19 protein-coding genes and 1 CRISPR repeat array are annotated in these 23,399 nt (G+C 37.1%); of the genes, 6 read left to right on the top strand and 13 right to left on the bottom strand.

Going from position 1 to position 23,399, the window contains the following annotated elements:
* Positions 1-17 precede the first annotated feature (17 nt).
* Positions 18-1,076 carry a retropepsin-like aspartic protease gene (locus tag H6F45_RS15000; protein WP_190347574.1) on the top strand — a complete coding sequence of 353 codons (1,059 nt, stop codon included), beginning with the start codon at positions 18-20 and terminating at the stop codon, positions 1,074-1,076.
* Here H6F45_RS15000 and trpD read toward each other — a convergent pair.
* From trpD to H6F45_RS14980, 4 genes are all read right to left on the bottom strand, one after another.
* Positions 1,006-2,061, bottom strand: coding sequence for an anthranilate phosphoribosyltransferase (gene trpD, locus H6F45_RS14995; RefSeq protein WP_096566213.1), 1,056 nt, complete (start codon positions 2,059-2,061; stop codon positions 1,006-1,008). The two genes, H6F45_RS15000 and trpD, sit on opposite strands and share 71 nt — an antisense overlap.
* Positions 2,062-2,279: 218 nt before the next feature.
* A complete protein-coding gene (locus H6F45_RS14990; protein WP_190347573.1) occupies positions 2,280-4,406 on the bottom strand; it encodes a DUF87 domain-containing protein in 2,127 nt (708 codons plus the stop codon).
* Positions 4,399-5,520 carry a hypothetical protein gene (locus H6F45_RS14985; protein WP_190347572.1) on the bottom strand — a complete coding sequence of 374 codons (1,122 nt, stop codon included), beginning with the start codon at positions 5,518-5,520 and terminating at the stop codon, positions 4,399-4,401. The genes H6F45_RS14990 and H6F45_RS14985 overlap by 8 nt, the downstream gene beginning before the upstream one ends.
* A gap of 197 nt (positions 5,521-5,717) precedes the next feature.
* Complete coding sequence (locus H6F45_RS14980; RefSeq protein ID WP_190347571.1) at positions 5,718-6,548, bottom strand: DNA adenine methylase; 831 nt, start codon at positions 6,546-6,548, stop codon at positions 5,718-5,720.
* Between the two features lie 215 nt (positions 6,549-6,763).
* Between H6F45_RS14980 and H6F45_RS14975 the strand changes: the two genes are divergently transcribed.
* Positions 6,764-7,489 (top strand): cytochrome b/b6 domain-containing protein, encoded by a 726-nt coding sequence (locus H6F45_RS14975; RefSeq protein WP_096566205.1) that lies wholly within the window; start codon positions 6,764-6,766, stop codon positions 7,487-7,489.
* A gap of 368 nt (positions 7,490-7,857) precedes the next feature.
* Positions 7,858-8,061: a hypothetical protein gene (locus tag H6F45_RS26580; RefSeq protein WP_096566199.1), complete on the top strand. Its 204-nt coding sequence runs from the start codon at positions 7,858-7,860 to the stop codon at positions 8,059-8,061.
* A 29-nt stretch (positions 8,062-8,090) separates the two neighbouring features.
* Here H6F45_RS26580 and H6F45_RS14965 read toward each other — a convergent pair whose 3' ends face one another.
* From H6F45_RS14965 to H6F45_RS14930, 8 genes are all read right to left on the bottom strand, one after another.
* Entirely contained in the window at positions 8,091-9,218 is a 1,128-nt protein-coding gene (locus H6F45_RS14965) for a hypothetical protein (protein WP_190347591.1), read from the bottom strand.
* Positions 9,219-9,579: 361 nt separating this feature from the next.
* The gene (locus tag H6F45_RS14960) at positions 9,580-12,996 is read right to left on the bottom strand and encodes a virulence factor SrfB (RefSeq protein WP_190347570.1); all 3,417 of its coding nucleotides are present in this window, start codon (positions 12,994-12,996) and stop codon (positions 9,580-9,582) included.
* A 115-nt stretch (positions 12,997-13,111) separates the two neighbouring features.
* Positions 13,112-15,670, bottom strand: coding sequence for a dynamin family protein (locus H6F45_RS14955; RefSeq protein WP_190347569.1), 2,559 nt, complete (start codon positions 15,668-15,670; stop codon positions 13,112-13,114).
* A 20-nt stretch (positions 15,671-15,690) separates the two neighbouring features.
* A complete protein-coding gene (locus H6F45_RS14950) occupies positions 15,691-15,903 on the bottom strand; it encodes a hypothetical protein (RefSeq protein WP_190347568.1) in 213 nt (70 codons plus the stop codon).
* A gap of 299 nt (positions 15,904-16,202) precedes the next feature.
* A complete protein-coding gene (locus H6F45_RS14945; RefSeq protein WP_137668939.1) occupies positions 16,203-16,646 on the bottom strand; it encodes a type II toxin-antitoxin system VapC family toxin in 444 nt (147 codons plus the stop codon).
* A 9-nt stretch (positions 16,647-16,655) separates the two neighbouring features.
* The gene (locus H6F45_RS14940; RefSeq protein ID WP_190347567.1) at positions 16,656-16,943 is read right to left on the bottom strand and encodes a type II toxin-antitoxin system ParD family antitoxin; all 288 of its coding nucleotides are present in this window, start codon (positions 16,941-16,943) and stop codon (positions 16,656-16,658) included.
* A gap of 612 nt (positions 16,944-17,555) precedes the next feature.
* Complete coding sequence (locus H6F45_RS14935) at positions 17,556-18,095, bottom strand: hypothetical protein (RefSeq protein ID WP_190347566.1); 540 nt, start codon at positions 18,093-18,095, stop codon at positions 17,556-17,558.
* The gene (locus H6F45_RS14930) at positions 18,092-18,595 is read right to left on the bottom strand and encodes a DUF4365 domain-containing protein (RefSeq protein ID WP_137668937.1); all 504 of its coding nucleotides are present in this window, start codon (positions 18,593-18,595) and stop codon (positions 18,092-18,094) included. Before H6F45_RS14930 ends, H6F45_RS14935 begins: the two co-directional genes overlap by 4 nt.
* 17 nt (positions 18,596-18,612) lie before the next feature.
* Positions 18,613-19,156: direct repeats of the CRISPR family, unit length 36 nt; unit sequence GTTTCCATCCCCTTGCGGGGAAGTTGATTTGGAAAG.
* 474 nt (positions 19,157-19,630) lie between these two features.
* Here H6F45_RS14930 and H6F45_RS14925 point away from each other — a divergent pair.
* Together H6F45_RS14925 and H6F45_RS14920 are read left to right on the top strand one after the other, a co-directional pair.
* A complete protein-coding gene (locus tag H6F45_RS14925) occupies positions 19,631-20,386 on the top strand; it encodes a cyclase family protein (RefSeq protein ID WP_190347565.1) in 756 nt (251 codons plus the stop codon).
* Positions 20,387-20,452: 66 nt separating this feature from the next.
* A complete protein-coding gene (locus tag H6F45_RS14920) occupies positions 20,453-21,955 on the top strand; it encodes an aldehyde dehydrogenase family protein (protein WP_190347564.1) in 1,503 nt (500 codons plus the stop codon).
* Between the two features lie 76 nt (positions 21,956-22,031).
* Here H6F45_RS14920 and H6F45_RS14915 read toward each other — a convergent pair whose 3' ends face one another.
* Positions 22,032-22,463: a hypothetical protein gene (locus H6F45_RS14915; protein ID WP_190347563.1), complete on the bottom strand. Its 432-nt coding sequence runs from the start codon at positions 22,461-22,463 to the stop codon at positions 22,032-22,034.
* A gap of 524 nt (positions 22,464-22,987) precedes the next feature.
* On the opposite strand from H6F45_RS14915, the gene H6F45_RS14910 reads away from it, so the two are divergent.
* On the top strand, positions 22,988-23,341 hold the full coding sequence (locus H6F45_RS14910) for a hypothetical protein (protein WP_096566182.1): 354 nt from the start codon (positions 22,988-22,990) through the stop codon (positions 23,339-23,341).
* The last annotated feature ends 58 nt before the right edge of the window (positions 23,342-23,399 follow it).

The following is a 23,399-nucleotide window of genomic DNA, read 5'->3' as shown; positions in this document are numbered from 1 at the left end:
TTAACCTGAAAGTAACTATGCTTGAGTCTTCTTTATCCCGCGCAGCCCTAATTTTTGTTTCCGGTAGTCTGGTGGTTTTGAATGTTGCCTGTAGTGACAACAAACAGACAACGGGGGTTGGTGGTAGTCAACCATCTATACCTGTTGGTAATTTGGCAGCGATACAGCCGCCAATGAAGCAACCAGCGTCATTATCAGCCAAACCAAAACCAAAATTAGAACAAAGTACACAAACCAGTCCATTAGAATTGGCACTGGATAAAGCTACTGGTGCTGTGAGTATCAGTAAATCTGCTCAATCTCCAGATGATTGGCATCTGGTGGCGAGTAGGTTTGAGGATGCGATCGCTCTCTTGAAACAGGTGGGGCGAGACAGTCCTAATTTTCCTTTTGCTCAAAGAAAAATTGCTGAATACCAGGGTCAAATTAAATTAGCTAAACAAAAAGCTAACTCCAGTAGGTTAGCATCTCCCGTAGCACCTGATCAACAGGTAGTTGTGGCTGTTCCCCAAACAAAACCCAAAATACAACGTTATTCAACTCCTACTCCTGTTGCCAAGGTACAACCTCTACCCCCTCCAGATCCGATTTTCCCGGCTGCGGAAACTACAGCCTATAATAATCTGGTGTTCATAGCACCAATTAAACGACGAGTTGGTGGCACTCCCATTGTGGAAGTTACCTTTAATGGTAGGCAGCGTTTTGAGATGATTGTGGATACCGGTGCTAGTGGTTCTGTAATTACTCAAGATGTAGCACAGGCTTTAGGTGTTGTGCCTGTGGCTATTGCTAAAGCTAATACTGTGAGTGCTAAGGGTGTGGAATTTCCGGTTGGCTATCTTGATTCTATGGAAGTGGGTGGGGTAAAGGTTAATCAAGTTCCTGTGGCGATCGCTGGTGCAGAATTGGAAACGGGATTGTTAGGACATGATTTTTTTGGTAAATATGACGTTACCATCAAACGGGATGTTGTAGAATTTCGTCCCCAACACCACTCAGACGAATCTAATCCCCCAGAAATTCAACTAACTGATCCAACTTTTTCCAGGGGCTACCGCTTTGTAGAATTTCCTTAGCTACTGTCACACCTTGACCATGATTTAATAAGGGAACTGCACCCGCAACCTGCAACGCTAAGGAAGCATTTAGCGCCACTGCATCCTGTTGGGCTTGAGTTCCCTTTCCTTTAAGGACGTTGGTTAAAATTTCGGCGTTTTCTTGTACATTCCCACCTTTTAAGGCTGTAATGGGTGCTGGTGTGACTCCTGCGGCTTCGGGGTTGATGGTGGTTAACTGTACTTTCCCTTCAGATAAAACCGCTAAATCAGTTATATCCCCTAACCCGGCTTCATCTAATTTTTCTCTACCATGTAATACAATTGCTGTTTCTGTTCCCAAATGGTTTAATGCTTGGGCAATGGTTTCGATTAGTTTGGGATCAAATACTCCTATTACTTGCCCTGTGGGGCGCATGGGGTTTACTAAGGGTCCGAGCAAGTTAAATACTGTCCGCACTTTTAAATTTCTCCGCAGTGGGGCAACGGCTTTCAGTGCGGGATGCCATCCAGGGGCAAATAAAAAGGTGATTCCCACTTCTTTCACTGCTGCTTGTACTTTTTCGCTGGGTGCGTTGAGGTTGACTCCTAAAGCTTCTAAAACGTCGGCGCTACCGGTTAAGCTGGAGGCGGAACGACTACCATGTTTAGCGACTGGTACACCCGCAGCAGCAGTAACAAAGGCGACGGCGGTGGAAATATTAAAGGTTGATGCGCCGTCTCCACCCGTGCCACAGGTGTCAACTAGGGGGATGGGGTTTTGGCTGTTATCGTGTGTAGTTTGAACAGATAAAGATTTTAATACTTCTGCCATTCCTGTGAGTTCTTCGGCAGAAACGCCTTTAAAGTGCAATGCTGTTAATATTGCTCCCGATAGTTCTGGGGGGATGGTTTCGTTGATCCATCCTTGCATCAGTTCTGCTGCTTGGGTGCGGGATAATGATTGGTGTTCTAATAATTGTTTAAGTAGGTTTGACCAAATATTAGGATCTGGTAAGTTTGTCATTTTCGGGGTTTTGTAATTAGGCTGTGTGTGATTTTACCGAAAAATGGGGGTTTGTGTTTTAGTTGTAGGTTTTTTGTTTCGCGCAAAGGCGCTAAGGAGGAAAGGCGCGAAGGAAGAATTAGCAGGACTTAAAAAATATATCTCTCAAAATCTCATTTATTTGTGTCCTATTGTTTCTTAATAACCCGACTTGGAGTTATTAAAATACTCTAAGTAAGCTATTCAGTTATACGCACTACCCATGTAGTCTCTCCTCCTCCTCTTTTTGGACCTGGTTGGGATTTCCAATACTTTCCTTCTTCACCCAAGGTTTCATTTAGTGTTCGTTTTACACAAGTATTTATTGTGTTACTATCATTTTTTAAGTCATCTGGAAGAAACTGTTTTATAAAGCCCATCATAACACCCCAAGGTAAACCTTTACCATTAATGACTTTCTGTTGAAATTCATTATGTTGTTTAAGTTGTTGGACGGCGGAATTGATACTATCAATTAAAAAATCTCCTGTTTCTACTCTTGAAAAAGTTTCTCTTTCCTGATCTAAAATTTCACCATTTTCTATATTTTTATCCTCTATATCAAATAGATTATGAGGCTGTCCATTTAATTCTGCCTTGAGTTTGCTAGAGAAAGTCTCAATAGATTCTTTATCGTATTTAGAATCTATAGGTTGGGGATATATTTTTTCAAATGAGAGCGCACGGAAAGAAACCGGATAAGGGTTAGCACTTACACTGCTCCACATAACCCCTTGACCTGGTAATGGTTCATTTAAAAGACCACCAAGTAAATCATCACTAAAGTGAGAATTAGCTCTTTGTAAACTCTTTAAATCTGAAGCAGATAATAAGTGAAATACAAACCAATTATCACCTTGACTAAGTAATTCAACAGGAATACTACCAGGTTGCTGAGTAATCATAACAGCACCTAAATCATATTTTCTTCCTTCTTTAAACCAATCTACAAAAGGTCCATCACTTGAACCACTTCCTTTATTTAGAACACTTTGTGCTTCTTCTAAAACAGCAATAGTAGGAATAGTTTTACCATCTTTTTTAGTAAAATTATCCTGGTTTTCATTAAATATTTGTTGCAGAATCAAGCTAGATAAAGTTAGCCCTTGTTCTCCCCGCATCTGTGAAATATCTACAATACAAAGCTTGCCTTCTTTCAAACTTCTTTTCAAGAAATCCATTAGACGACTGTTAGGATCATGAAGAGTTTTGACAATATAAACGATGTTGCTTAAAGCTGCTCCAGCTTCAGCATCAGATCCATCACTTATATTTAGTAACTTTTTTACCTCATCTATACTTGCACTATAACCATCTTTATAGGCTAAATCAACAAGTTTTATCCACTTATCACGAGATACCCCTCTAAGTTTGCGAACATTTTGCTGCTCTTGTCTTTCTGGTGACAATGCAACACCAACAATTTCAGAAGGTGTTAAGCGGCGAATATCGAGCTTTACACCACCAGCTATAAAAGAACCATAAAAATCACTAGGAGCTTCACGACGAGTAAAAACTACAAGCTGATCTTGTAAATGAGGGACATCAGCTAACCCAGGTCTTCCATTGTCATCTGGCCAGAAATATTCTCCTTCTGGATCAAAAATTAAAGTTCCAACTGGAATATCTTGATCTCGTTTCTTTTTAGTTGGTGTTGTTTTGTATAGTTCACTAAACAATAATTTGATTAAGTTAGACTTACCATAACCAGCCCGTGCAAATACAAATGATCGTCGTGAAACTAAATTTTGGACTGGAAAATGAGTAATAATTTCTGGATATTTCACTTGCATCCAGTCAACAACACCAAGCCTTGTATCACTACCAGCGTAAACAAATTCTCCTAATGCAAAAAAACCAAGGTCTGCTCCTGTAATGTTGTGACCTGCTATTTCTCTAAGAACTTCGTTACTGGGAAAAGCTACCTTACTACCAACATGAGGAAGACGACGATGAGAAGCTACAAAAACAAATTTTCCATTTGAATGGCGTATAACCCCAAGAACTCGAATATTCACTCGATATTTTACATATTGTTCACGCAGGTCTTCTGGAATTTCTCGGTCTTCTCCCATCGCTCTTAAACTGAAATCTTCACCATGTTCTCTAGTGAGTTTTCCATCTGAATAGAACGATGTTATTCTTCCTAAAACGGCTTCATCTTCACTAGCCAGTTGTACCAGTAAAAACTGTCCGTGCATGGGAATACTTTGAAATTCATTTTGGTAAGGCAGTACAATATCTGCATGAAATTCAAGCCCTCCTTCACTGAAACCTCGAAAGATACCTGATATCTTTTCTTTGGGAAATAAAGGTGTATTATTCATATCGCAACATACCTACATCTGACTGTAATCTAACTCGGTCTACAACATTTTGTTCATCAGGAGTAAATGATCGGCGAACGGCATTGACAATCAAATCTTCCATAACTTCCATATCAAAACCAAATAATGCAGCTTGCTCATGAGCTTTCTGTAAGCATTGAGGGTAGAAGGGAACTGGAAAACCATCATTAGCATCTGCTAATAAAGATCCCATAATTTGGGGAGTTTGGACAAGTTGAGGTATAAAGATATCAATTGGCCAGATAGGGTCATTAATACGACTGCCAAATCTAACCATAAATAAACGTCCACCCACAAACTTTTCAGCCTCATTTCCTGTAGCATACTCTTCCCAAATATAGGCTTTTTTCTGAATATCTGGTGGTATTTCTACATAACAAGGATAACCTTGAGTCAATATTCCTTCCAGTGCAAATGCTAATCTATATCGTGCCAGCACCTTGCTTTTTTTAGAAAAACCAACAAGATAAACACGCCTCTTCGTCTGGCGATAAATTTCATTAATAGCAGCATCAATCTTTTCTAAAAGATCCTTAAAGAGTTTTTTGGAGAAAATTTTGCTTCGTAAAAGTCCATCACGAACAATTAGAGTATCTGTCTTAAATCCTCCTTCTTTAAGCATCTGATACAAAGCAGCCCATTCTGCCAAATCACGATATTCTTGAACCCATGAAGGACTGGGATTTTCTTGATCAGGCTTGGGTATCATCGGACTAAGATCCCAAAGGGTTTCTATTCCTAAATCTTTCATCATTACTCCCAAAGCTGATTTAGGATTACCCTGTCTATCTAGGTTTCCTTCTGACAATTCTTCAATATTTGTTGTTGGAGTTGCTAAATCTAATAACAGTTGTCTCCCGCAAGAGTCTACAACCCTAACCACTTGAAACAAGTAAGGATCAAAATTAACTTTATTATTTCCCCCATCAGCAGCTACAAGAGAAATGGATGTAGTAGTTCTAGGATTAATTCGACGCACTTCACTTTTCAATGGTCGAATCTCACTACGTAGTTCTTCTAGTACCCTTTTATCTGCCACTGATCTTTCTTCAAGCTTCCTTTGAATATCATTGAGAGTTTCAGGTGTGATCATTAATTATGCTAGTTAGCTAACTGTATAAACTTATTTCTGCTATTATACAGTAATTTTATTTATGTACCTATGTATAATTGCTAATTATTGTTAAATTGGATTAAGTTTAGTCAATAAATGAAATGAATAGACCAGTGATAACTTATTTTAATAAGTATGTTTTATAGATCAATACTTAGTTTATTAGACTTTCTGGACTATAGATAACTGCAATTTATTAATTTCGTAATTATTAACTCTTTTCCAAGAGGAGCATTTTTTTTCTTATAATTATTCATACCATACTGAAGAGTCCATTCAGTAATATTAATATTAGCACAGCCGAATAAGTTTCTAATAGCTGGAGAGTTATCATAAGTAATTAAGCACCGATGTGGGCATTTACGAACATTTTCAGCGAATCGCTCATGATCAAAGACAGTATGTAAATATCCATCTTTTCCATATAGTTTGGAATTTTTATTACTTAAATACGGAGGATCTAGAAATATAAATACTTCTTTACCTTCTGCTTTTAATAGTTCGCTGTAATCTATGTTTGTAATTTTGATATCTGGTGTTAAAATTTCTGCTAATTTTTCTAGTCTTTCTATTGATGAATGGGTGAAACGTTTATGAAATGCTTCTAAGGAAAAACCACCTGATTCTATTGTTCCTGAAAAGGTAATTCTGTTGAGGACAAAAAAACGTACTGCTCTGTCTAAGTCTTCCAATTTATTAATATTTTTTATATGGGTTAATTCTGTAAATAGTTTTTTTCCATCTTTCTCGGTTTCTTTGATATGACGAATTTCGGCGACTAATTTAGATAAATCATTTTGGGCAATATGCCAAAATAAATATAGTTCTCTGTTTAAATCATTGATCCAAATTTTTAAGTTAGGGTAGGTTTGTTTGAGGTAAATAAAGACAGAACCACCTCCTACTAACGGTTCTCTAAATTCTGTAAAGTTTGTTGGTAAATGTTGGGCTATTTGTTTGATTGCTCTTGATTTACCACCGGGATAACGGAGAGGACTTTTAATCATAAAATATATACAATTTGCTAACTGCTAACTTTTGAATTTTAACTTTTGAATTTTGATTTACTTGGAAATTTCTTATCTTCTTCTTTTTTTCTTCCTTTGTGTCCTTTGCGTTCTTTGCGGTTCGTTCATCAAAAAATATTCATCCATCAGATTAGATTGCGATTAGCACTAGAATATTTTAAAATTATACATTATGAAAATTAAAAATTGTTACCATGACTCGTTCAGCACCCTATCAACCTCTGTTATTACGTATTATACACGGTGTCAATGGCATTTTAGTCATTGCAGCTATTATCACCGGATTCTTAGTTTATAACACTTTTGATCAAAGATTCGGTAAACTTCCCATTCCTAAAATCGACCCAATTCAGGGTATTCATGGTACTGCGGGTTTATTCTTTTTACTGTTATTACCTGCTTTCGCTCTCTATAGCTTTCATGCTGGTGAAAGGCGGTTATTACAACAAGATTCTATCCAAAAACTCTCACAATTTAATAAACCAATTTGGTGGGTGAGTCTGCAACGTTTAGCAAATACTTTGATGCTAATTGCTTCAGTTTTAGCAGTTGTATCTGGCAGAATGATGAAGGAAGAATGGCTACCGGTAGGGGAACTGGATCATATTTGGTATTATTTCCATTTAACAGCTTGGGTGATCATGGTTTGTTGTTTAGCCATTCATCTTTTAATGTCTGCTAAGGTGGGTGGTGCGCCTTTGTTATTATCAATGTTTTCATGGCAATTTCGCCCAGAAGATAGTCCAAAAAATTGGTTTAGTCGGTTGCGTGGTTGGTGGGGTAATTTTCCTAATAATTTGAGTGAGAAATTTAATCAGTTAATGCAAAGTAATTTGGTTCTGAGAATTATTGAGGTGTTTGTTTTGTTGGGAATTATTGCTGCTTTTGTGTTACCTTTGTTTTTCTCTGGTGGTGAATAAGCTTAGAAATTGGTAAGGAGTCAGGAGTCAGGAGTCAGAATGTTTAAGAAATTTGTTAATCATCAAATAGGTATTTCTGGCGTAAACCTCAAAAGCTGACTGCTGACGACTGATAGCTGAATGCTTACAGAAATTGAATAATCAATTTTGTCTTTTCCAACTTTTGAAATTAGTATATTATCTTGTGGTTGCAGAGATCCATAGATGTAAAATTATTTTTTACATCTTCCTGAAACAGCAAATTTATAACTTTTTGAAAATGTGTTTTTCTACCTAAAGAAACATCAGTAAGGCTACCTATAGCAAGATATAGAGAAGTTGATAATTTTTCAAAATAGGGTGGCATAAGTCTTGACAGGAATCACAATATGAGACACTTAGCACCCTTAGCTTTATTAGCATTTTTGGGAACTGCTGCGGTGATTGCAATACCCAAACAGTTTCAAGCTGCAAACACACAACAAACTCTATTAGCCCAACAAACCCCTTCTCCTTCCACTCCTAAACCTGATCCCACTCCTACAACTCCTACTCCTACTCCTTCACCCACTCCTACACCTGATATGCAGTAAACAGAAGTAATTATATGGTATTGCGGTTTTCATCGTAAGGATCGAAATAGCACCCGCCCCGGATGTTCTTCTTGATTGATTCGTGTGTATAACCGCAAACAAGTTAATACTTCTCCAGGTGTTCCACCATGATCTAGCTGTACATCATCTTTGGAATACGCGCAAATATCAGCATAAAGTCCTGATAATTGTCTAATTTTCACATCATGACTGGCTTTTATGGCTTTATTGGCTACTTTTTTCAATATACGTCGTGATTCTTGTTGTAGTTTTCCCCACCAGGAATAACGTTCTGCTGGGGGAACAAACACTAGGGAATGTATGGCTTCATCCATGTCAATCCAAGCACGTAGATTAATGATGGGATCAGTGTTTTCTTCAGTTTTTTGGGTGCGTTGTAGGCGATCGCTCAATGCTTCTAAATAAAGTTGACGTTGTTCTGGTTGGGATTTTAAGGAAACAACATCAAAACTAAATACACTTTTTAAAGCATGATGTAAATCAGGATCTATCTCTATAAATTTAGTATATAAAAGTAAAAATCCTGCTAATAATTGCAAATCTTCTGAATTATATAACGGAGCAATTTCTGATTTAAAAAACGCTTTTTTTGACAAACATAAACCTTTAGCTTGAACAGTACCATTTAAACCAGGATAAATAATTTCATCCCGCACAAAAGGGAAGTGTTCAATATTTATATAATCTTCTGTTGCACCGACTTTTTGCGCCATTTCTAAAGCGCGTTTTTTCCAATTTGTGGCTAAATCTTCAGGAACTCTTAACAATTTGCGGTGAATTTCATTCCATAAATCACCATCATTTTGACTTTGTAGGGGTGCATTTCCTAAATAAAAATTTAATTCTAAATCTGTATTAAAAACTTCCCTGAGTTCATTTAATACATTTAATACATTTAATAATTGCTCAGGTTTAGCTTCATCAATAACTACATTTTCTGGACTTTCTGTAATTACTTCAGGTTCTAAAAGATTGTGAATTTCTAGAATGACATTTTCACATAAATCATTACCTGGATCATTTGGATACTCTATCCGGGCTTGATTTAAAGTAGCTTGTAATCCGTATAAACTCAATTTTAATAATTGAGAAATTTGAGAATTTTCTGTTGCTAATAATTGTTGTAGATGTTGCATCATGGCAAGAAAATATTTGAGGAGTCAGGAGGAAATTCAATAATTGACAATCGACAATTATATTTAATTTGAAGTGAAGGCAGAAAATTGAAAAGGTTTTTCTCTCTTATTCCCCTTAAAAGAAGAGGTTTCAACCTTACAGCTATTTTCAGGTAAATAAACCACATTTTGATTTAGGTTTCGTGTCAACAATGTAGGGGCGTTCGCGAAGGGTGCTGGAAGCATCAGCATTCGGACAATTAATTATCGGTTTTTACCTAAGACTATCATCCGAATGCTTCGCCCTGACTGTGGTCTAAAGACATGAAAACTGCTGTAAATCAAACAATTATCAATTGTCAATTATCAATTATCAATTGATTTAATGTATTCCACAGAAAGGATCGCGTTCTTTATCTATCTCATTAGGTTGTAATTCTAATTCTGCACGATAAACACATCCTTCTTCTTGTAAACATTCTTGATTAGTTGATGTCCAATAAGGTACTTCACCAGCGTGCATTCTTAATATACCTTGATTGTCGAGTGTAACATGATATTGACAAGGGTAATCTGTGGTGATTTCTGGTTTACTAAGTGCGCCGATGCGTATCCATTTTTTAGTGTTGGTTTCGCTATCTGTTTGATAAATATAAAAGGTGTGTTGACCATTTTGGGGGAATGGTGGTAAAGGATTACTAATTAACCCTTTTCCTGGTTCATTAACACCATCTTGTAAATAGTGAAATGTTTCCAGTTTGGGATTTTGATTGTTATCAACTGCAAATACTAAATGATAAGCATTTGGTTGATCTACTGTTGCTGATTCTAATACGTTGACGGCAATATCACCATCTTTTAAATCTTGATGAGGTTGTTCAATGGCAATATTCCATTTTAATTTTCCATCGGTGAATAAATCAGTTGTTTCTGATTCCTTGTAAATCACAGAATTGATATCTATTCCCTTCTCATCTATTAAATAATGGGGATTCCCTTGACAGAGTAAAACACTAAATTGCAAAGTTTGATCAATTTCAAATTGGACTTTAATTTTTTTGAGAAATTCTGGTTCTTCCATTCCTAATTTCTCCATTAAAGTTTTACCGTCAAAGCTACCCCATAAACGCAATTCTCCATCTTCATAGTCTTGACGATAGATAATATTTGTTAATTGGATACCTTGCCAATTTGTCCGCACTTTAGCTACACTTTCCCAGGCTGCAAGTTGATATAATTCTTGTCCAGCGTTGAATATTCCTAATAGTTCGTTACTTTGGGTTTTGCGTTTAAAGTTGCACGGTAGATAATAAAATAGGTTTTTGACATTTATTTCCAGTTGGTTTGCACCTTTACGCAATAAATTTTTTGATTCTTCGGGATCAAATCTTAATCTTCTTAATTTTTCCGCATAACAAGCACCTGCGGAAGTTGCTAATTTGGTAAATTCTAAAACAAAGGTAATCCGTTCTGGATTCCAAACAAAATAAGGAGATTTGCTAAATTCTTGGTAAATTTGTTTTTGCACTAAATCTAAATTGCAAGTTTTACCAGAAAGAATTAACCAATCTACTTTTTGTTTATTGTCTGCATTTAAACGGCTTTCCATCAAACCTTTAGCAATACCTATTGCTTCTTTAATAGCCGAAATTGCAGCCCGTTCAAATTGTTGACTATCTATGGTTATAGAGATAGCATCAGGGATAATAATTTGGAATTTAACTGCACTTTGGGCAAGGATTTCACTAATTTGTTGTTCGGAAAGGGTGAAGGTTAATAAAGAACCATCTCCTGGTAATTTTTGCCCTAATTTGAGTTTAGCAGCTTCGGCATAATCCCAAAGAGTGTAAAATGTTTGGAGGCGTTGGGGTGCTTGTTGCCATCGGGTTGGTAAGACTTTTTCGGCTGTATCTAAAGCATCTTTGAAAGCAACATCACCTTCAGGATTTTCTTTATCTACACATTTTAATAAACTACCGCTTTTAAATTTGCCATCTTCTAAAAAGCGTTCGTTTAATTCGGCGTTGATTAAATCTTCTAGTTTGTCGCTTTCGATGTCTCCGTTAGTTATTGCTGTTAAGAGAAAATCAGCGATCGCAACTTTTAAAAGTCTAAAAATGCGTAAGGTAATTAATTCACCACCTAATTGTAAATGTCCTGAAGAACCTAATAATTTCGGGGTAAGTTTATAGTATCTTCCACCTAAACCCCGATCTTCATGATCTGCAAAAAATGGAGTTTTATCTTCTAATGTGAGTTCAATTAATGCTAAGTCTGTTGTACCTCCACCAATATCTAACACTAAAACATTTTGTGACCATTTATTTTTTTCTTGCCGACAACGAGTTTTAAAAGATTCAATACCAATATTTAAATTTCCACCAAATTCTCGCCAAAGAAAAAAGATAGCTACAGAAACCGCTTCATCATAAGCTGTTTGGACATCATCTATTCCTAATTCTTCTACTAATGCTTTAATTTCTTTTCTCACTACTGGAGGTGCAACGGTAGGATAGGTGAAAACTCCTGTTAATAAATCTCCTTCGGAAAATCTTCTTCTGGCACGTTGACGATAATCTTCTGTTAATTCAATTAAATGCGCCCATGCTGCTTGAATTAATTGGTTAACTTGGATGTTATGTTCTGAGTCATCTAACATGACTGGGAAGGTGCGATTTTGTCCAAAATAACGTTTGGGTGAGTGATGAAATCTGCTGATTATATCTTTAACTGAAGTGATTGTACCTTGGGCAATGGCTTTTTTTCTATTGTCTCTTGCTTCTCTCCCCATTTGCAATTTTAAAGGTTCAACTTGGGATACTTCCATTTCGCTGGGAATTTCTGTTTCCCGTCTGTCAATATCCAAAACTACAGGAATCAAATTTTGTGATTCTAACGTAGGAACACGAAAAACTTCATGATATATCTGATAAAGTTTTTTGCTAACAGCACGGCGAAATCTGTCACTATTTCCTAAACATAATTCAATTTGGCGAATAGCTTCTAAAAATTGTTCTTTGTTATCATTTTCAAAAACTTCGCTTAATTCTTCTGGTTCAATTTCTAAGTTTTTACTAATATTCGCAATGAACTTTTCCCACTCGTTCACACCGATATCTGGTAAAGCTAAATTAGCAGGAGAATTTAACCACTCTGCTAATCTTTGACGCAATCTTAATTCTTGTTCTCTGGGTAAAACTTCCGCAATAGGTACTTCAATGGGATCAAAAAGTGTCACTGTAGAATTAGAAGTTCCAAAATCTACCGCAAACCAACCCGGAAATCTTTTTTTGGGTTTTTCATTGAGTTTTTCACTCAATTGTTGACTTAATTTATTGAGATAGGTATCTAATTCAAAAGGATTCATAGTTTTATGGTTAGTTATGGTTTTGTGAGTTATTGATTGAAAATCAGGTGTAAACCAAAGATTACAGGAAACACCCATATTTTTCTTAATAGATAATATCGGTTTTCCGGTAGCATCAGAATCAAAATACTCAACAATCACCTGTAAATCACAGTTGACTGTTTCGTTTAAAGGTTTCTCTAACTGATAAGGATATTGTCCTAATTGACACAAATTAGAGATTTTTTGGGGTGTAGCAGAGTTAAAATGTTTATAAGTTTGTTGAATTTCCGCTGCTAATTCTATGGGTGTTCCTTTGACGCTACAAGTAATGCGAGAGATATGGGGAATATTACTATTGGTGGCGACAATTTGGATAGCAGGTAAATCCAAACTTTGATTTTCTTTAACTCGTAGTTGATGTTTGGGTGGAAGTATAATTTCCACAGGCATAAATGAATTTTAGATTTTGGATTTTGGATTTTGGATTTTGGTAGATGCAGAAAACAGCCTAATACTAATACCTCTTCCCTGTTCCCTATTCCCTATTCCCTGTTCCCTTCTTCAGCTAAATATACTCATAAATATCACTCTCATTAATTGATGCAATATCCGCAAGAATTTCTAACCAAGTGGGAATTGCTAATTCTGGGGTTGAGTCTCCAGCAGCAATATATCTGAGTAGTTCATCTTTTTTAGACAGGTTTTGCAAACTGGGAATTATTTGATCTAAAATTCCTTCTAATTCTGCATTTACTTGTTGATTAACTTCACTCACATATTGCACGAGATGTAAACTAGCACTAGCTGTAATTTCATCCCGCAATCTTAATACAAAAAGTTGATGATTTGCATTGCGAGATGAGGTTTGATTTCTTTCAGGAGACCAATCAAATATTTGTCCAATACTGTGTTTTTCATCCCGTCGCGCTAGGGGAAACATCATATCAGGAGAAATGGATTTATCTTGATTATTAATTTCTCCAACAATTGCTTCTTTCCACTGATTTGGATCACATCCTAACAACAGTTTATAAAATAAATCTGCGGCTTCAACTCCAAAGTTATCTTCTATCAATTCTTCCATCTCTGGATTAAGAATTGTTTGAATTTTCTCCCGTTCTAATACTACTTGATGGGCTAATTTATTCAACAAGTCTACTACAGCTTGACGAATGCGATCGCGGGCAAATTCTTCTAATTCTTTAACGCTTTTTTCAAACTCTGGATAAAAATCATCACTTTTGCTAGGAATAGAATTATTTACTCTATTTCCCCGTTCAAATAATTTACCTGCTGCACCTTTAGATTCTGCTAAAGCAATTGTCCCATTTTGACATTTATTAAATAACAATGTCCACTGACTCCAATTGAGAATCCTATAGGTTAATTCATCTTTGATCACATCACTCACAACCACTCCCCGTCTATCTTTGAGTGGTTCTTTACCCAAGTCTTTTTGAAAGTTTCTGTAGGTTTTATCTAAACTTTCAATTGCCAAACGTAACTCCATTAAAGCTGGACTATCTGCTGTAGGTATACCTTGTTCATGAATTTCTGCCAGGATATATTTCAGTTGTTCTTGTTGTTGATGAATCACATCCGCCGCCCTGCGAGTATCCTCATATAATTGTTTTAAACCATGGGTATTAACATGATTTTGAATCAAGTCCCGCAGTTTACTAACACCCCCATCTTGGGCAAAATAACCTAACTGTTTACCTAGAGAATTACGAGGTTCATTTTCTAAAAGTTTATCGCTGAGTTTACCCCATTTTTCTTGTAATTTCTTGGAACGTTCCAAATAATCAGGATAATCTAAATTAGCTAAAAATTCTTCTGAACCAGCTTTGACTTTTGTAGAACGTTTGGCTAATTCTGATAAACCTAACAAGGGCGATAATAAAACAATGCGATCTTTTTGAGTAGTAAAAGCCTCTGCACCATCAATAATAGTTTGCAGAACTTTTAATTTTTGAAAAACTACCTCTGTTTGTAAAGGTTGGGAATTAGGATGATCTTCAATTAAAAAATCTAAAATTCTTTCTCCACCTTCACTTTCTAAAGGTAATTGATCAAAACGTCCCACACCAACCAGAATTAAATCTTTTAAATCTTGTCCGGGGCGTTGTTGCTGCATCATGGTAAATATTTTGTTGGCGCGATCGCTTCCCGGTGATTTACCATTTAATAAAACTAAAATTGTTTGCACCTGTGCCAATTCTCGCAATGATAAAAATGTATCTCGCGCACCAGAATTAGCCGCACCTAAACCGGGAAAATCTAACAAAACAAATTCTTCCGCCCCGGTTAAATCCCAAATTTCCCTTGATATTTTGACTTCAATATCAACTCTACGAATCAGGTAAAAACTATTTTGTAATAATTGAGTTTGCAGAACTTGGGGTGCATTCGGTAAACGAATATGTGCCGGCGGTAAATCATCAAATCTCAAAGTTTGAATCGCCATCGGCAAATCAATTAATTGTAAACCTTCCTTTGCCGTTGCTGCATCAATATGATAATGCTTACCACACAAAGCCTCACCATAAGCTTGATAAGCCCGCAAAAATAATACTAACTCACGCAATAAATAGCGTAATTCTAAATTATTGGAACTCTTCCAAGCTTCCTCACACCAAAGAGAAATATCTTTACCAGTTTTAATTTTAGCAACTTGTAAAGGTGGTAAACCAGCAGCCACAGCCCGACGGTTTGCTTCTGATAACATGAAGTGTAAACACTCATTTACCCCTTCATGAGATAAATACTCAACGGTGTAATTATCTATTTTTGTTGTAGCAAAACCTTCTTGTGGTTTAATATGAATAGCAGTCACATTTCCCGTAGTCGGGTTTTCACTTACAGGTAAAGCATCCGCAAAACCAATTAAACTTCCTAACAGTAAACTTTTACCACTGCTAAACTCACCCATCACACCAATTTTCACCGGGGAAGTGGCCATTTCCACAGTCTTCTGTGCAGCTTCTCGCAAGCGCACCAGACAGTCATCAAGGCTAGTAGGAACCCAATCTTCTTGTTGGGAGGGGCGTTGGGGTACAGAGTCAATTTTGCGGAGGATAAACTCACCGTACTCTTTAAACCTGGTTAATTTGTCTAGTTCCATATAATCGTTACTGTCTAAATTCATTTTCTGAGTGGGTTATAACACAAAAAATGAAAACCTCCACTACTGATGCAACTAGGTGACTGGGGACTGGGGACTGGGGACTGGGGACTGGGGACTGGGGACTGGGGACTGGGGACTGGGGACTGGGGACTGGGGACTGGGGACTGGTGACTGGGGACTGGTGACTGGTGACTGGGGACTGGTGACTGGGGACTACCTTTTGGGAGCATCCCAATTTTGAAAAAATACACTTCGCAACTCCAAAAACTCTCTTTAACTCTCTTCCCTTTGTGTACTTTGCGTCCTTTGCGGTTCAATCATATCAAGCTTGGGATAATTTTCTGTTCTTAGATAAAAATAAACTTACACATTTGGGATGCTCCCTACCTTTTTGACGTTTGATATAAATAGGACTTACGCAGGACTTACGCAAGATGTGACTGAAAACCTTATTCTTGCGTAGGGGTAATTCATGAATTACCCCTACTTTGGTTCTGTTTTGCGTAAGTCCTGTTATTATAGGGAACTTTTACATTGAATTTGGATTAATAGCTATAATTCCCTCAGAGTAATAACGGATAAAATCACCCGTATTAACTGTTAAAATATACGTAATATTATTAGCCTTCATTGTGGCTGCAAGACGCGCATCATGTACTTGAACACCTGATACACCAAATTTCACAACTAATCTGCGCCACTCTGGGTAAACTGTAGGTATATCAGATAATAAGGGAAAAATCCGTTCAATTAATCTTAACTGTCTATCGGCATCTTTGGGTGTTAAACCAAATCCATTTTTTGTAGCTGGTCTTGTAGTAACATTCAAAAACTCAGCACAATTTTGAGGAGTAATTAACAATATATTCCCATTATTTCTTAGTTTTCTGACTGCATTTCTAATCACGGGATTTAATGGATCATTTCGTTGCACAAGACGTAATAAAATATTGGTATCTACTAAATATTCCATTTTCTATTTTTAATAATGGTCTTCATAAATACTTTCACGACTAACAGCATAATCAGATAAAATAGGTACGTTTGCACCAACACACGCTGCAAAATCATCAGCTAATTCATCTAAAGCAATTTCCAATTCTTGATACTTTATTACAGAATCTTCTAAATTTCCTTTACTTTTCCGTCTTGCTTCTTGAATAATTAATTGTTGTAAATATTCACTCGCTGAATTATAATTACCTTCGGCAATTTCTTCATCAATAAAACTTTTTAGGGCTTCAGATAGAGTGATATTAATATCAGTCATAGTGTTGAAGTTAGGTTGAGCTAGATTACTCTTAATCTTAGCATTTTCCGATTGTAATAATAGTTAGTATAGCAGTGTTTCCATCCCCTTGCGGGGAAGTTGATTTGGAAAGACGGCTATTCCCATTCCTTCAGAATACAGTATGTCTTTGGTTTCCATCCCCTTGCGGGGAAGTTGATTTGGAAAGCCTTGATTGGTATAAACCTGCTCGGCTGGACTACTTCTATGAGGTTTCCATCCCCTTGCGGGGAAATTGATTTGGAAATGTAGGGGTAGCGCCCCCGTGCCTACCCTCTGGAAGCCTTACACAGCAAGGGTTTCAGACACCCATTTCGACACCACTTTTTTGATTCTCAATAAGAAGTGCCAAGAAATTCTCAATAAGTAAAGCATTGTAAAACCGGAAACGCTGATCCTGTAAACGATCCACACCAGTCAACGAAGTTATGCGGTTTTCAAGGTTCGGGCTTGTGGTGTCGAAATATTTTTACCACTTCCATTAATGTAACCCATCTCACCTGAAATTGACAATATTACTTATCATTTCTTAAAACTTTACTTCCTCAGCACCAAAAACCCATCAATATCTCTACCTAAACCCTACCTAAGCATTCAAATATTATCAATTTGAAAATTGTGGGGATTTTGTAAAATAAACTGGTCATTTTCCTTAAACAAATCGCCTGTACAACGAATTGGTAAACGTTCTTGATAGGCTTTAATAGCTAAAATATAATCATGATTTTCCAGTATAGTTTTGATTTGCCGCAGTTTATCAAATACCACGCCAAATAATTGAATTTCTCCTTTTAATTCTGTGGTGTTTGGTGTTTGAATCTGACTAACCACAGCTTGAATAGTTAAATTAGGTGCATCAGTAATAATTTCACCTAAAATGTCGAATTGTGAGCGTTTTTCGGCTTTAGATAAGGTTTCAATTACATCATATATACGCTGGGAATAATCATCAAAGTTTTGGTCTACAGGTAATTGAATTTTGAGTTTATTCTCTGAATAGTTATTCTGTATCCAAATAGAAACTTTGTTAGGAATTACACTTTGTTCATGCCAACCTTTAGATTTTAAATATTTATCTATTTGTTGAGGTTGTAAATGATTGAGAATTTCTACATCATTAATAATTGCTTTCATAAAGTCCCTCCTGTTTGGATTGTTTGCATTAAATTTTTTAAAGCATCAACTGTAAATACATTTTTGCGGGGTATATAAACAGTAACGGTTTCGGTGTTTTGTGTTTGGGGTTGTCCACGTAATGAAACCCAGTAAGCACAGCGACGTAAACACAGTTCTGTTTCTGACTGTTTAATCCATTCTTGCAGATTTTCAGGGATGAGAACAACTACTAATATTCGTGGTGCAACAGTTCTTTCTTTTCTGAGTTCGTTGTAGTTTTTGATTTTTAAAGGATAGCGAATAGTTTCTCCACTGAGGATATCTAGTGAGGTAGATTTTACCTGTAAATCTAGTTGTGGTTCATACAGGGTATCGTCTGTTACTGTACCTGTAATTGTGGCATCAATTCCGCCTACATCTAAAATTCTTGATGATTTTTGAAAGGAATATCCTGCTGCTGTGGTAATAGCATAAATGTAAGCATAGCTAAATTCTTCTTTTTGTAAATTAATATCCATTATTATTTAGATTTTTTCTTTCCATCCCCTTGCGAGGAAGTTGATTTGGAAAGGTAATATCTTTGAGGTTCTTCAAGGAATATATAAGGTTTCCATCCCCTTGCGGGGAAATTGATTTGGAAAGAAACTCCTGCCGGATCGCAGGCTACGGAGTTGACATAAGTTTCCATCCCCTTGCGGGGAAATTGATTTGGAAAGTGTCGCCTATTTGGTGACAACAATCGAAGCCTATGGCTGGTTTCCATCCCCTTGCGGGGAAGTTGATTTGGAAAGCATCCACGCGCTTGACAATCACGGCACAGGCGAGGTTTCCATCCCCTTGCGGGGAAGTTGATTTGGAAAGTAAAAAACTCAAATCGAATAATCCATCTTGCCACTGAGGTTTCCATCCCCTTGCGGGGAAGTTGATTTGGAAAGTGGGGTTCAAATCAAGAACACCAATATCGGGTTCGGGTTTCCATCCCCTTGCGGGGAAGTTGATTTGGAAAGGTGTTTTCTCCCCCCTTGGGGACTTTACACTCTGAAGTTTCCATTCCCTTGCGGGGAAGTTGATTTGGAAACGCTGATCCTGTAAACAATCGACACAATTCAACGAAGTTATGCGGTTTTCAAGGTTCGGGCTTGTGGTGTCGAAATATTTTTACCACTTCCATTAATGTAACCTATCTAACCTAGATTTTCAACCTTTAGTTATAATTTCTTAAACATTAGCTGCTTAAACACCAAAAAATCCCACTATTCATCCTGATATAACATTTCCTAATCTCAAGAAGTACAAAATTATCTGCGTTTATCTGCGTCCATCTGCGTTTAATTATTACTGCTTGGGTAAGTTTTAAACCTTGAATAAAAAAATTATCAATTGTCAACTGTCAATTATCAATTATGAAAATTTACCTAAACTTAATCTTATGTTTGCACAACATTAACCTTTTAGGTGTTCACTAAGCTTAAATTCACTTTTTGCTGCAACATTTTAAACTTGTAGTTAACCCCCAAACAACCTGGTATTTACAGGAATTGGGGGATTATTTTATGATAATAGCAGTAGCCCAACGAGTGAGGAACGTTACTATACAACCCCAACAGCCAAACAATATCACATACTCCCGTGTTATCCACCTGAGTCATATAATTGACACAGGCATACCACAATGGCCTGGTGATCCTCCCGTCAAATTTACCACTGTAGCCGAACTACAAGACGATGGCTATTATCTGCGACGGTTTTCTATGGGTGAACATAGTGCTACTCATATCAATACCCCTAATAGTTTTCACGGTGACGGTATCAGCATTGATGAATATTCCGCCCAGTCTCTTGTAGTACCTGCGGTAGTTATAGATATCTGTAAACAAGCTACAGAAAACCCTGATTATCTTTTAACTGTAGCTGATATTTTGACATGGGAAGCAGAATTTGGCACGATTAAACCCGGTTATATAGTGTTACTTTATACGGGTTGGCAACATAAATGGCTAGATAAAAACGCCTTCTTAAACCAGGATGCAGATGGAAATATACACTTTCCAGGGTTTAGCGGTAAAGCCACCGAGTTTTTAATTACTGAAAGAAAAATTGCCGGGGTGGGAATTGATACCCACGGCGTAGACTCTGGACAAGATAATAATTTTACCACTAATAGTTTGATACTAGCAAAACCACGTATTGTCCTAGAAAACCTCACCAACTTAGATCAACTGCCACCCCAAGGCGCTACCCTAGTAATTGGTATTCTCAGGTTACGTGGTGGTTCAGGTTCACCTGCTGCGGTAATGGCATTTTTTTGAGTGCTAATTTGTAGGTTAATCTACAAGATACCAACTTTATAAATTTTGAATTTGGACTGAAGCGACATGACAACTCCACTCATCTGCCAAAATTATATTAACGGTCAATGGTTGCATAAACCCAGTTTAGAAAGTCACAGTTTAGAAAGTCGCAACCCAGCTAATAAAAATGAAGTTGTAGCTATTTTCCCTCGGTCAGGAATTGAAGATATTAATGCAGCAGTAGCCGCAGCCTGTCAAGCTTATCATAGTTGGCGTAAAGTTCCCGCACCTGCCAGGGCAGAATATATTTTTCGCGTGGGAGAATTATTACTTGAAAATAAAGAAGAACTTGCCCAGTTAATGAGTCGAGAAATGGGTAAACCCCTGACAGAAGCTAGGGGAGATGTGCAGGAAGGTATTGACTGTGCTTTTTACAGTGCAGGAGAAGGAAGAAGATTATTTGGACAAACGACACCTTCAGAAATGTCTAATAAATTCGCTATGACGGTGAGAATGCCTATAGGGGTTTGTGCGTTAATTACTCCTTGGAATTTCCCCGTAGCTATTCCTTGTTGGAAAGCAATGCCGGCTTTAGTTTGCGGTAATACTGTCATTCTTAAACCAGCGGAAGATACCCCAGCTTGTGCAACTAAATTAATAGAAATTTTTGCATCTGCCGGTTTACCACCAGGGGTAATTAATTTGGTTCACGGTGTAGGAGAAGAAGCAGGAAAAGCTTTAGTTGAACATCCAAATATTGATTTAGTTTCCTTTACAGGTTCTTCCGAAACTGGGGCTTTTGTGGGTGCAACTTGTGGACTCACTCATAAAAGAGTTTGTTTAGAAATGGGTGGTAAAAATGCCCAAGTGGTTATGGAAGATGCAGATTTAGAATTAGCACTTGATGGGGCTGTTTGGGGTGCTTTTGGGACAACTGGCCAACGCTGTACAGCTACAAGTCGATTAATTTTGCATCGGGATATCAAAGAGAAATTTACTAATATGTTATTGGAACGTACCAATAATTTACGCTTGGGTGCTGGTACTGATTCTAATATAGATATTGGTCCGATAATTAATGAAAAACAACTGCAAAAAGTTAAGCAATATATAGATATTGCCCGTGAGCAAGGTGCAAAAATTTTAATTGGTGGAGAAATTGCTACAGATGGAGAATTAGTAAATGGTTATTTCTTTGAACCAACAATTTTAGATCAAGTTACACCTAATATGCGAGTAGCCCAAGAAGAGATATTTGGACCTGTGGTGGCATTAATTGAGATTAGCAGTTTTGAAGAGGCGATCGCTATTCTCAATGACACTAATTATGGTCTTTCTTCTTCAGTTTACACCCGTGATATCAACCGGGCATTTACAGCCATGCGTGATATCGAAGCTGGTATCACCTATATTAATGGTCCTACCATTGGTGCAGAAGTACATTTACCTTTTGGGGGAGTAAAACAAACAGGTAACGGACACCGGGAAGCAGGAACTACTGCTTTAGATATATTCACAGAATGGAAAAGTGTTTATGTTGACTTTTCTGGTAGTTTGCAACGCGCCCAAATAGATAACCGGGGATAGGGTGTAGGGTTTAGGGGAAGCAGGGAAAGAAAAACTAATTCTTGATCCTGCCTTATGCCTCCTGCCTCCTGAATTTTTATTTCTTTTGCTGAGAAATAGAAAGAGTATAATTATACTTTCCTGCTGATAAATTGCCTATATATACCAAGTAGTTACCGATTGTCCAAAAACCAGCCAGTTCGGGTTTATTTGCAGAGTAGTTATCTGCCAACACACAAAAGCGTCCCCCTGGTCCATCAATCAACATTGTAGGCTGTCCCTGTCCCTCAACAGTTAAGCGTAAATAAGGTAAAGATTCTTGTACCTGAAGAACTTGAGTGGGTTGAGTGGTAATATTCCCGCAATTACTCTGAACTGTTCCCCCAGATATGCCATTGACAACCAAAGGATCTGTCGGGAGTTGCTTGTTAATTTGGATAAATGGAGTTTGTGCTAAAACAGCTTGGTTCAATACCAAACTCATAACCAAAGTTGTGGGAACAAAAGTCAGTAGTTTTAATGTCTTCATTTTTATTCATGCTCCCGACTATTGATAGATTAATATAGTGATATATATTAGACTTCTCCAGAAAAGAAATTATGGAACCTATTTATGGGGGCAGGGCGAAGCTTATGGGATATCTAGATGTCTTTCTGTCAAATTACTAAATTCTATTTTGGAGAGTCTATTCTGGTTTATTAGACTCAAGACAATGGTATATTGTTCCCAATGTTCAAGTATAAATTTTTATTGAGTTGTTATTGAAATAATCGGGTCTAAAACCGGATTTCGTCTCGCTACGCTAACGCCTCCTGCCTCCTGCCTTCGTTAATTAATTTTGATTTGGAAATTGGGTGAATTTGTAACTCAGCATAAAAATATCCTGAATTGACACAGGAGAGGTAGAAAATTCTGGCTATAGACAAGATACATTCATTTCCGTACCTACAGAGGTTTTGTACATTATAGATATTAGCTAAAATCACTAACACAACCCCCAAATATGGATATACTTGGTCGGTTGTAGAATCTATAGCTGGGGTAAAAAAATTATGAATCCTCAACCAGAAGAAGAATTGCAGCGTCGTTTGGAACAACTAGAGGCGGAAATAAGTTCATTTTCCACCCAACCCAACTCACAAGAGACGCAAAAACAGACGTATTACCCAAATCAAACTATGTTTGCTAAATTAAACCGAAATTTTCAGCGTTTTCAAATTTGGTTTCAAGGTTTATCAGGGATAAAAAAGCTTGCCGTTACTGGTGTAGGAATACTCTTGGGCTTCATGGTACTGCAAACAGTATTTAGATTGGTAGCATCTGTGATCAGTCTGGCACTATTGGCGGGGTTAGTGTATCTTGGATACAAATTTTTGGTGTCTAATAGCTTGCAACGTAAGCAATAGCTTATTTTAACCGCGCCGCCAAAAACTTGTATAGATTGGCGTAAACATAGAATCAAAG

This window comes from Sphaerospermopsis sp. FACHB-1194 (assembly GCF_014696235.1).
In the GTDB taxonomy this organism is placed as follows: domain Bacteria; phylum Cyanobacteriota; class Cyanobacteriia; order Cyanobacteriales; family Nostocaceae; genus Sphaerospermopsis; species Sphaerospermopsis kisseleviana.
Note: the sequence above shows the minus strand (reverse complement) of the source record. Positions and strands in the feature narration are given on the sequence as shown.